Below are 7,429 nucleotides of genomic sequence, written 5' to 3' on the forward strand. Positions count from 1 at the left end.
CCTCTTCGCGACCTCAGCCGAACAATCGGCGCGCGACGATCTGCGGGTCGATCGGCTTCTGGCACAGGGCCACGGCCCCGTGGAGCGAGGGCACCGCGACCGGATCGTAGCCGGTCACGAACAGGAACGGGACGCCCCGCGCATGCAGGGCGTCGGCGACCGGATAAACGAGTTCGTCCTGCAGGTTGATGTCGAGGACCGCCGCGTCGATGTCGGCCGTGCGGGCGATCAGCGCCAGCGCCTCGCTGACGCTGGGCACCGGACCCAGGACCTGGGCACCGCCTTCCTCGAACTCGGACTTGAGGTCGACGGCGATGAAGTAGTCATCCTCAACCAGCAGAACCCGCCGGCCGGACAGAGCGCGTAGGGTCGGATTCATGCGGGGCTGCCTGCGCCTTCTCCCTCCGGGAGGGGGATGTTGATCGAGCAATGTAGCGCCGTGTCGCCGAGTTCGTAGCGGGTGGTCGCCTTCAGGGCGTAGGGCAGGGCGTGCTCGATCAGTTCCCGACCATAGCCGCCCCGCGGCGCCGCGTCCGGCAGATCCGCTCTAGGGACCAGTCCTTCCTCCATCCACTCGACCAGCAGCCGGCCGCCGCCGTCATCCGCCAGATAGGTCCGCCATGTCACCGTCAGGCGTCCCTGCGCGGTGGTGAGGGCGCCGTATTTCAGCGCGTTGGTGGCGAGTTCGTGCAGGGCCAGCGCGAAGGTCTGGACCGTGGCCTTGCGCAGCCGCACCACCGGCCCGTGGAGACGGATGCGCTCCCGCATGACCGGCGCGTTGAGGGCGGCGAGTTCCGTCTCGATCAGGGCCCGGAGCGTGATCGGTTCCTGGTCCGAGCGCGAGAGCAGACCCTGGACCCGGGAAAGTGCGGACAGGCGGTCGTTGAACCGCTCGCGAAACGTCTCACCGGGCCCGGTCTGGGCCATCGTCTGCTTGGCGATGGAACGTACGACGCCGAGCAGGTTCCGGGTCCGATGCTGCAGCTCGGCGACCATGACCTGCTGCCGCTCCTGAAGCTGACGCAGATCGTCGATGTCGGTCGAGGTGCCGAGCCACTCGACGATCCGGCCCTGCGCGTCGCGGACCGGTGCAGCCCGGGTCTGGAACCAGCAGAAGCGCTGCTCGGCCGCGTTGCAGAGCCGGTGCTCGAAGGAGAGGTGGCCACTCACCGGCGCCTCGTGCCAAGCCGTGGCGGCGGCCGCGTAATCATCCGGATGGACCGCGGCCAGCCAGCCCCAGCCCAGGCTCGTCGCGTTAGTCTGGCCGGTATAGGCGTGCCATTGCGGGCTCGACCAGATGCAGGCCCCATCGATTCCGGCGCGCCAGATGAGTTGCGGAATACCCTGGGCGAGGGTGCGGAACAGCTCCTCACTCGCGCGCAGGCGGCGCTCGGCCAGGACGCGCTCGGTGCTCTCGACCACGATGGCGATGACCCCGGCGGGCCGTCCATCCTCGCCGAAGACCGGGGAGTAATCGAGATTCATCCAGACGGCCTCGGGCCGTCCGTAGCGGTGCAGGGTGAGTTCCTGATCCTTGTAGGACAACGTCCCGCCGGCCAGAACGACGCGCATCACGTTGTCGTTGAAGTCAGCGACCTCGGGCCAACCCTCGCGCACCTTGGAGCCGAGGAGCTGAGGATGGCGCCCGCCTGCAAAACCCGAATAGGCATCGTTGTAGATCATGATGCCGTCCTCACCCCACAGCAGCACGATCGGCACAGGCGATTGCAGCAGCGTGCTGACCGCGAAGATCAGGCTCTGCGGCCAATTCGCCAGTGGCCCCAGGGGCGTCTCCGCCCAATCGTAGGTCCGGACGAGGTCGGCCAGTTCGCTGCAGCCGGCCGAGAAGATGCAGGCCTCGCCCATGCGGTGACCGACTCGTGAGGCTGCGGCTCGGGCAAGGGCAGCGCGGATGGCGGGGGACCTCCCGCGATCGGCCCAGGGGCGGCCCGCCGCTCAGGCGCGCCACGACGAGGCTACTACACCGCTCCGGCCCTTGATAGGGCGCCCCGTCTCACCGATACGGCCGGCGCTGCGCGGTCGCCATCCTCCGTCGGGTGCGGATGGGCGGATGCGTCAGCGTGCAGCGGTCTTCGGGCCGTAAACCCGGGGCATGGCGGGTTCAGGTCCGCAGGACCGATCCCGGCAGGGCTGCGAGCGCCGCCGTGAACTTCCGTCGGCCTGCCAGACTTCTACAGCGGAGGGCCGGGGCAGCCTTGCTGCGGCCCAGGGAGAAACGATCCATCATGCGCGCATCGACCATTGCCGCCGCCCTGCTGACCGGGATCGCGACGGCCCTGTTGGCAGGTCCCGCCACCGCGGCGCCCACCGGTCCGTCCCCGTCCGTCGCCGCGTCTGACGGCCTGCTGACCACTGTGCGGGCCAAGCGCCACCGCGCCCGGCGCAGCGCCCGGATGCCGAGCGGCAGCCGGTTCAACAACGTCACACGCGGCGCCATCGGCGGTGACAGCGGCGGCAACGCCGTCACGGGGAGCACGGCGGCCCCGAGCGGCCGTTAGGATTGCGCCGGACCGACCCAGTGCCGGCCCGGCCTTCCCCGAGTCCACCCGAGGAGTTTCGGACCGAAAATTGGGTCACGCACTTTAGCCGCGACCCTTGGGCTCCGGAAAGCGCCGGGCAAACCAGTCGCGCAGGATCTGCCGCTCGTAATACAGGCCGCCGGTGGAGAAGCGGGGATTGGATGTCAGCAGGAAGTTGATATCCGTCACCGTGTCCTCGCCCTGCGCGACGAGACGTCCGGTCCGGCTCAGGCTGTAGGCGAGACGGATCCGCGGCGGCGTCGCGTCCGTCACGACCCGCACGCCCGTCGGGGCTGCGAAGCCGGGGCGGTCGAAGCCGGCGAGATCGACGTCGAGCACTGTAATGTCGAGGCGCTCATCCGGGCGGAGCCGTGCCGTGCCGAGATCCTGGAAGATCCGCGTCAGCTCGGCGAGGGTGAGCCGGAGCGGCTGCCCGGAGCCGAACCGGTTCTCGGCATCGGTGAACCGGTCCGGCGCAGCATAGCGGACGTGGACCCGTGCCTGGATTTGGGCCGGGACTTGGGCCGGGACTTGGGCGGAGGCCGACCCGGCCATCGATAGCGCGGCCATGACCGCGAGGGCGGCCAAGCCGCCGGCGAGACGCGTGCGCATATCCAACTCCTTGCCGCCCGACCCCGGCATGCCTGTCGGGTGGAACCGCCCGGTCGAAGGCCCGTATCCCGCACCGCCGCGCATGGCCGGCTGCGACCGAATGGCTCCCGGCCGTTCATAGTCTCGCCGTGTTCCGGGCGCCTCGTATCGCACCCGGCCCGAGGGACGAGCCGGTCATGGGAGTCCGATGCGCATGATGAACTCTGTTCTGGCGCTTCTTACCGTCGTGGCGGTTCTGCTGGTCACGGCGCTGATCAAGCTGCCGCTCCTGCCGTTCCGCCTTGTGGGCCGTCTCCTGCGGAGCCGCCCGGCGGCGGCCTGACCGCGCCGCTCAGGCCACCGCGTCGATGATGAATTCCATCCCGCGACCCGGCCCCTGATCGGAATAATCGACGAGCGCCAAGCCACGCTCGGCCAGGGTTGCCTCGACGGTGTCCCGCTCCTTCCGCACCATCTGGCCGACCGCCAGAGGGGTCAGCCGGGGACTTGCGCGCCGCACTTGGTCGACTCCGATACTCGCGGGCAGGCCCGCGCCCTCCGCGATGCGAGCGAGGGCGAGCCCCAGATCCCGCGCCTTGGTCTCCGCGGCGGATTTCGGCTTGAAGGCCATCTGCTTCTCCTTGTGCACGACCGCCCGCCTCAGGCGGCCTCCCGGTCGACGCTCACATCGGGAAAGGCCCGGATCCAGACCCGGCGCCCCTTGGCGTCGTAGACCTCGACCTGCCAGTCCGACCAATCGAACCGCTCCACGACCCGCTCCATCAGAGCGAGCGCGACGCCGTCGGCATGGGCCCGCATCTGACCCGCATTCGGAAACCGTCTGCCGCGCAGATCGGTCACCAGTTCGTGGCCGTCCGTGCAGTGGAAGCGGTAAAGGCGCGTCGGTGTTGAGGGTCTCTCGATCAATCCACAGCGCTCCACGGCGATCCGCTTCGTTCATGATATGTTCTAGATGAACTCGGATCGCAATGCATCCGGATCTCGAGACGCCCCCTGCGGAGATTCGCCTCAGGGCCGCCGAAGCGACCGCTGTCGCCCGGCCGCGAACGGCGACACGCGCGCACGTCCGCATCGCGGCCGTCACGGAGATACGGACTGACGTCGGCACGGTGGCGCAGCGCCTCACCCCGCAAGGCAGCCTGGCATCTCCGGACTATGTGCCCGGGACTGGACGGAAGCGGGCCCCGTCCGGGGCGCCGCGCCGGATCGAGGCCCCTCGCGCAGGTGGATGACGCCCGGAGAGCCGGAACCATCGCCGCCTGGACGGCGATGGTTCCGGCGGGGATCAGCGATCCGCGCCGCCGCGGCGGGCCATGGCGCCGGGCTGACCCAGACCGATCGCCTTGGCGAGGGCGGAGCGCTGCTCGGCATAGCCTGGGGCGACCATCGGATAATCAGCCGGCAGGCCGTAACTGTCGCGATAGCTGCGCGGATCGAGGCCATGGCTGGCCAGGTGACGCTTCAGGGTCTTGTAGATCTTGCCGTCGATGAAGCTGACGATCCCCTCATGGCGGACCGACTTGCGGATCTGGGTCGCGCTCGGCTTCTCGACGTCGGCCTGTGGGGCCGCTCCGGTCTCCGCCGCCAGGCTCCCGGCGACGAGCCCGCTGATCGCGCCGTGCACCCGCGTGATCAGCGCCGGCAGCTCCGAGGCGGGCACCGGATTGTTCGACACGTAGGCGGCAACAAGCTCGGCGGTCATCACGGCCAAGGTGTCGGATACCTCATCGAAGGTTTCGGTCATGGTCGGACTTTCAGAGAGCGATTTACCTGCAGATCGTTTGGGCTTAATAAGGGTTTAAACAAAGTAAATATGAAACGAAGACTCAACGAATATCTCCAAATTTTCTCGCGCCAGGCGGCAGCCGACAGGGGATAAATCTGCCTCCATCCGTGCAGCCGGACGACGATTGACCACTCACCGTCGAAGATCGCTGGGGATCCTTGAGGATTTCTGCCGCCATCGCGCGCGTGGCGGAGCGCAATCGGACGCGCCACGGGTACGACAGCACCGGGTCCGTCCCGGTGATCGCCATCGGGCGCCTGCGAGGCTCGTGCGTTGCGCAGCGAAAGGGACGGCCGCGCGGCGGGCTGCGACGACCGGGAACGGAGCCTGAGCGGCTCAGCCGGCCCCGTACCCGCCCTTCCGGTTATCCGGCTGCGGCGCAGGCGGCCGGCTGTCGTAGCCGCCGCTCTCGGGCGCTTCGTCGGATCCTGGATTCACCGGACCGGGTGCGTGCGGACCGCTGCCGCCGGACGTGGGATCAGACTGCTTCGCCGGGCTGGCCGGCCGGTCCGGTGGGAGCGTTCCGAGCGCTTCGCGTGCAGCGTCGACATCCTGTCCCATGCATCCCCCCAACAGCCGTGCAGATCTTCGTGCAGGGCCAAGGCGGAAGGCGGCCGCATGTTCCCCGGATGGTCGCGTGGCCGGGCGCGGCCTCCGGTCACCCGGATCCGGTCAGCACCGGCCGACCGGTCGTCGGCGGTGCGGCCGAGGCTCATCGACGGCCTGTCGGCCGCGGCTCAGGAGATCGAACGGCGCCCCCTTGCTGGCGAGGACATGGCGGCGGGCCTCGCTTACTTCCCTGATGTCGCGGATGAAGCCGCGTGCACGGATCGGCCGGCCGATCGGGCCTGAGGTACCGATCGACACGTCACCGCGGCCTCATTTCCGCTGCCCGGTCGGATTGGGCGTCGCCGACGTGTCCGGCGCGACCGCCGGATTGATGGGCGTGACCTTCGACCACGTGGCCGCGATTGCCACGATGGCGAGCAGCAGGGCGACGAAGATGCCGATGAGGGTGAGGCGCTTCATGGGGGCGGTCTGGGACTTCCGAGCGGAGGGAGCTGAGGGCTGGGAACGGCCGGGGCGACCGTTCGATCCCGCCCAAGGCAGGATCCCCGACGGGGCGCGCCGATCCACGTGGCTCCGGCCGCTCTACGGCCCGTCCGGACGGAGGCGGGTCAAGGCCGCCGCTGCGTGTCGCGCCAGCCCTTCGAGCCGGCGCACAGTCCCGTCATCCGGGATGACCGAGGCACACCAATAGGCACCGAGTGCGGCGACCGGCTCAGGCGAACCGACCGGCACCATCACGAGGCTGCGCATCGAGGTCAGGCGGTAGAGGGCAATCGGCACCCGGGGATCACATTCAATGTCCGGCACGACGATGGTCTCGTCGTCGAGCATCGCCCGCCCCGAAATGCAGGTCGTCAGTGGAAACCGGCGGCCGCGCCACAGCGGCTCGATGGCATCCTCGGCGGCGTAGAATGAGGCGTCGCCCTCCCGCAGCACCACGGCGATCCCGTCGGAACCGGCGATCTCCCGTGCGGTCTCCCGAAGGATCATGACGATGTCCGCGAGGGAACGGGCGATCGCCAAACGGCAGGATGCCCGAACCAGACCCGCGGCGGGATCCAGGGAGAGTTCAGCCATACGAGGCGCGTCGCGCGAGCACTCCGAATTCAGGCGATGCCACATTGCCAGCGGCGTCGCCTCGGGGTCCGGCATCCCCTGGAACCTGCCACTGTCCCAAGCCTGACCACAGCGGACATAGCCAGCAACAACCTGGATCAAGCGTTTCGCTGCAGGGGATCGGGCCGGGATCGCGCGCCCACGTGCAGAAGAGCTGGAGAAGGGCGCACGTATTGGTGATCGCAGCGCAACGACCCGCAGACGTCTCGGAATAGTTCCCGACCGCGCAATCACAACGCTGCGATGATGTGCTCCAGCGCACCTTCCAGATCATCGGCTCGGGACCACCGCCGACGCTGTTGCAACAATGCACTATCGCACCCGCACATCCTGACGTCCTGTCCGCCCCGCACACATCCCGTCTAACGGGAGACAGAGGACCAGATGATCAAGAAGCTTCTTCTCGCGAGCGCCGCCACGGCCCTCCTGACCGGCGCCGCCTCGGCCGCCGACCTTCCGCGCCGCGCTGCTCCGCCGCCGGTCTTCACCCCCGTCCCGGTCTTCACCTGGACCGGCGCCTATTTCGGTATCAACGCCGGCTACGCCTTCGACGCCAGCGACCGCAACACCGGCAACACCTTCGCGGTGCCCGGCCCCTACGGCGCCCCCGGCACCGTCGCCTCCTTCCGCAACCGCAGCCAGGACGGCTTCTCCGGCGGTGGCCAGATCGGCTACAACTACCAGTTCACCCCGGGCTCGGGTGTCGTGATCGGCTTCGAGGCCGACGCCCAGTACCTCGACTTCGGCCGCAACCGGAACAACGCCTTCGTCTCCGGCGCCGTCGCCCCCGGCTACTACCTCACCG

Annotated in this window: 10 protein-coding genes and 1 pseudogene; 3 read left to right on the top strand and 8 right to left on the bottom strand. The window is 68.9% G+C overall.

All coding sequences use genetic code 11. From position 1 onward, the window contains the following. Window positions 1-13: 13 nt before the first annotated feature. Both BLT59_RS27925 and BLT59_RS27930 read right to left on the bottom strand, forming a co-directional pair. Window positions 14-379, bottom strand: coding sequence for a response regulator (locus tag BLT59_RS27925; RefSeq protein ID WP_091788773.1), 366 nt, complete (start codon window positions 377-379; stop codon window positions 14-16). Then, window positions 376-1,866: a sensor histidine kinase gene (locus BLT59_RS27930; protein ID WP_091788775.1), complete on the bottom strand. Its 1,491-nt coding sequence runs from the start codon at window positions 1,864-1,866 to the stop codon at window positions 376-378. The genes BLT59_RS27925 and BLT59_RS27930 overlap by 4 nt, the downstream gene beginning before the upstream one ends. A 380-nt stretch (window positions 1,867-2,246) precedes the next feature. Here BLT59_RS27930 and BLT59_RS27935 point away from each other — a divergent pair, with 380 nt between their 5' ends. Continuing rightward, complete coding sequence (locus BLT59_RS27935) at window positions 2,247-2,519, top strand: hypothetical protein (protein WP_091788778.1); 273 nt, start codon at window positions 2,247-2,249, stop codon at window positions 2,517-2,519. Between the two features lie 84 nt (window positions 2,520-2,603). Here the strand turns inward: BLT59_RS27935 and BLT59_RS27940 are convergent, their stop codons facing one another. Continuing rightward, a complete protein-coding gene (locus tag BLT59_RS27940) occupies window positions 2,604-3,152 on the bottom strand; it encodes a DUF3016 domain-containing protein (protein ID WP_091788781.1) in 549 nt (182 codons plus the stop codon). Window positions 3,153-3,345: 193 nt separating this feature from the next. On the opposite strand from BLT59_RS27940, the gene BLT59_RS32215 reads away from it, so the two are divergent. After that, a complete protein-coding gene (locus BLT59_RS32215; protein ID WP_280141091.1) occupies window positions 3,346-3,474 on the top strand; it encodes a hypothetical protein in 129 nt (42 codons plus the stop codon). A 9-nt stretch (window positions 3,475-3,483) separates the two neighbouring features. On the opposite strand, the gene BLT59_RS27945 is transcribed toward BLT59_RS32215, so the two are convergent. From BLT59_RS27945 to BLT59_RS27970, 5 genes are all read right to left on the bottom strand, one after another. After that, entirely contained in the window at window positions 3,484-3,762 is a 279-nt protein-coding gene (locus BLT59_RS27945; protein ID WP_091788813.1) for an adenylosuccinate synthase, read from the bottom strand. Between the two features lie 29 nt (window positions 3,763-3,791). Then, window positions 3,792-4,058 carry a DUF6894 family protein gene (locus BLT59_RS27950; protein WP_244514185.1) on the bottom strand — a complete coding sequence of 89 codons (267 nt, stop codon included), beginning with the start codon at window positions 4,056-4,058 and terminating at the stop codon, window positions 3,792-3,794. A gap of 379 nt (window positions 4,059-4,437) precedes the next feature. Further along, window positions 4,438-4,896, bottom strand: a complete 459-nt coding sequence (locus tag BLT59_RS27955) for a Ros/MucR family transcriptional regulator (protein WP_091788784.1) — start codon at window positions 4,894-4,896, stop codon at window positions 4,438-4,440. A gap of 921 nt (window positions 4,897-5,817) precedes the next feature. Then, window positions 5,818-5,967, bottom strand: coding sequence for a hypothetical protein (locus BLT59_RS31565; protein ID WP_175544163.1), 150 nt, complete (start codon window positions 5,965-5,967; stop codon window positions 5,818-5,820). A 123-nt stretch (window positions 5,968-6,090) separates the two neighbouring features. Beyond that, on the bottom strand, window positions 6,091-6,585 hold the full coding sequence (locus tag BLT59_RS27970; protein WP_091788792.1) for a GAF domain-containing protein: 495 nt from the start codon (window positions 6,583-6,585) through the stop codon (window positions 6,091-6,093). A 423-nt stretch (window positions 6,586-7,008) separates the two neighbouring features. Here BLT59_RS27970 and BLT59_RS27975 point away from each other — a divergent pair. Further along, window positions 7,009-7,429 (top strand): annotated as a pseudogene (locus BLT59_RS27975) (porin family protein); the annotation flags it as partial.

The sequence above is a fragment of the Methylobacterium sp. UNC378MF genome (assembly GCF_900103195.1).
Taxonomy (GTDB): Bacteria; Pseudomonadota; Alphaproteobacteria; order Rhizobiales; family Beijerinckiaceae; genus Methylobacterium.

Excerpts from the sequence above, each read along its gene's own strand:
- BLT59_RS32215 (WP_280141091.1), top strand. The coding sequence starts at position 3,346 with ATGATGAACTCTGTTCTGGCGCTTCTTACCGTCGTGGCGGTTCTGCTG.
- BLT59_RS27955 (WP_091788784.1), bottom strand. The coding sequence starts at position 4,896 with ATGACCGAAACCTTCGATGAGGTATCCGACACCTTGGCCGTGATGACC.
- BLT59_RS27945 (WP_091788813.1), bottom strand. The coding sequence starts at position 3,762 with ATGGCCTTCAAGCCGAAATCCGCCGCGGAGACCAAGGCGCGGGATCTG.
- BLT59_RS27970 (WP_091788792.1), bottom strand. The coding sequence starts at position 6,585 with ATGGCTGAACTCTCCCTGGATCCCGCCGCGGGTCTGGTTCGGGCATCC.
- BLT59_RS31565 (WP_175544163.1), bottom strand. The coding sequence starts at position 5,967 with ATGAAGCGCCTCACCCTCATCGGCATCTTCGTCGCCCTGCTGCTCGCC.
- BLT59_RS27930 (WP_091788775.1), bottom strand. The coding sequence starts at position 1,866 with ATGGGCGAGGCCTGCATCTTCTCGGCCGGCTGCAGCGAACTGGCCGAC.
- BLT59_RS27940 (WP_091788781.1), bottom strand. The coding sequence starts at position 3,152 with ATGCGCACGCGTCTCGCCGGCGGCTTGGCCGCCCTCGCGGTCATGGCC.
- BLT59_RS27935 (WP_091788778.1), top strand. The coding sequence starts at position 2,247 with ATGCGCGCATCGACCATTGCCGCCGCCCTGCTGACCGGGATCGCGACG.
- BLT59_RS27925 (WP_091788773.1), bottom strand. The coding sequence starts at position 379 with ATGAATCCGACCCTACGCGCTCTGTCCGGCCGGCGGGTTCTGCTGGTT.